This window comes from Microvirga sp. GN3 (assembly GCF_055792825.1).
On record NZ_JBVVAK010000318.1, the window covers coordinates 1 to 1,441 of the forward strand.

Annotated in this window: 3 protein-coding genes; 1 reads left to right on the plus strand and 2 read right to left on the minus strand. The window is 61.3% G+C overall.

What is annotated here, in order from left to right:
• Positions 1-116, minus strand: a 116-nt coding sequence (locus tag ACS5Q1_RS47180; RefSeq protein ID WP_473104676.1) for a nucleotide-binding protein, incomplete at its 3' end; no start/stop codon positions are given.
• Between the two features lie 599 nt (positions 117-715).
• Between ACS5Q1_RS47180 and ACS5Q1_RS47185 the strand changes: the two genes are divergently transcribed.
• Entirely contained in the window at positions 716-1,078 is a 363-nt protein-coding gene (locus ACS5Q1_RS47185) for a DUF6894 family protein (protein WP_473104673.1), read from the plus strand.
• Between the two features lie 38 nt (positions 1,079-1,116).
• Here the strand turns inward: ACS5Q1_RS47185 and ACS5Q1_RS47190 are convergent, their stop codons facing one another.
• Positions 1,117-1,320, minus strand: a complete 204-nt coding sequence (locus ACS5Q1_RS47190; protein ID WP_036349708.1) for a hypothetical protein — start codon at positions 1,318-1,320, stop codon at positions 1,117-1,119.
• Positions 1,321-1,441: the final 121 nt, after the last annotated feature.

Below are 1,441 nucleotides of genomic sequence, written 5' to 3' on the forward strand. Positions count from 1 at the left end.
TCTGCATCAATCAGGAGCGTCGGCCGAGAATGCTCGGCCATATAGCTCCCCAAATGCGCAGCAAGGGTGCTCTTTCCAGAACCGCCCTTGCGGGAAGCAAAAACCAAAACATTCATGCCAGTTCCCCCAATCTGGGCAAATCGATTGTGATCGCGATTACGAGGCCGTAATTGCGTTGGAACGCGTACCGAAACCAAACGAGGCGCATGAGCGCGCCCCGCTTGTTGTCGTGGAAAGACCTGCTCGCTGTCCCAGATCGATCAGGCAATGCATAGTCGCGCGCGTATGGTTAACAGAAGATTGATTCCGGCCACGGATTGATGATCTCTTTCCATAACTGCGCTCGTCCTGACATCGCGTGTGCCAACCGAGTTGAAATGTCGCTGTTCGCACGATGGAGATACTCAAGGCTGATATTTCGGCCTGCATCTATCAGGAACCAGACGCTGGCCAGATGAAGCCAGAGGAGCGCCTTGCTATCCGGCACCCACGAATTGTTTACCCTGACCGCGACAGGAGCCGTGCACCGGGCAGGCGGTGGCTCTGCCCGAACAGCTACTCTGGTGTCGCTAGTGAATGGCACTGGAGGTGTCGGAGGGCTTCCCCTCCACTGATGCCCCGGCTGAGGGTTTCAGACAGCACCCTCGGCCGGGGCGCGGACTGCCCGCCATCAACCCACGTCTGATGCATCGGTGCTGGCCAAGAGGAGACTGCCGTGGCCCGCTACTATTTTGATATCTTGGATGGCGCACAGGTCGTACACGACGATGAGGGCGCTGAGTTCGACAGCCTGGACTCCGCCGTGCAAGCGGCAACTCGCTCAGCGGCTGCGATTGGCCAAGGCCGGCTCGCAAGGGGCGAGACCAGCGATGTCGTCATCGAGGTGCGGGACGAGTGCAGCCAGCCGGTCTGCACCATCCGAGCTTCGATGGAAATCGAGTGGCACGTCTCACGGCCTCAGGGACCGCATCCCTGGAGCGCCTCGTGGCGCAAGTCAGCCCAAGTCAAAACGAACCCGGCGCAGAGCCGGGTTCATGTCGATGAGACAGTCATGAGCATCAAAAGGGCTGCTGAGTAACGCCTGATGCCATGGGTCTGTTCCTGCCGGCTGCCCGGTTACACGCCCCTGCGGCTGCGGGAGAAATACCAGATCGCGGCGGCGACAATGATCACCAGCAGGATGATCCACCAGTAGTCTGCGATCCCTCCGCCCGTGGCCGCGGGAGGAGCGCCGGGCGCCGGGGACGGGGCAGGGGTCTGCGCCCAGGCCGACGACACGGCCAGGAAGAGAAAGCCCATCAAGGCTGTGAGTTTGCTCATGAGATGTCTCCGTGTGCGGAGGCCCAGCACAGCGACGCCACCCTCCTGCCAAGCTGGCCTTCTCAGGCAACGCCGTGTGGGACCGCATGTTCCTGGGCAAGCCGATCCGCGGCGCTTAAGC

Coding starts and splice junctions, on each gene's coding strand:
- ACS5Q1_RS47190 (WP_036349708.1), bottom strand. CDS start 1,320: ATGAGCAAACTCACAGCCTTGATGGGCTTTCTCTTCCTGGCCGTGTCG.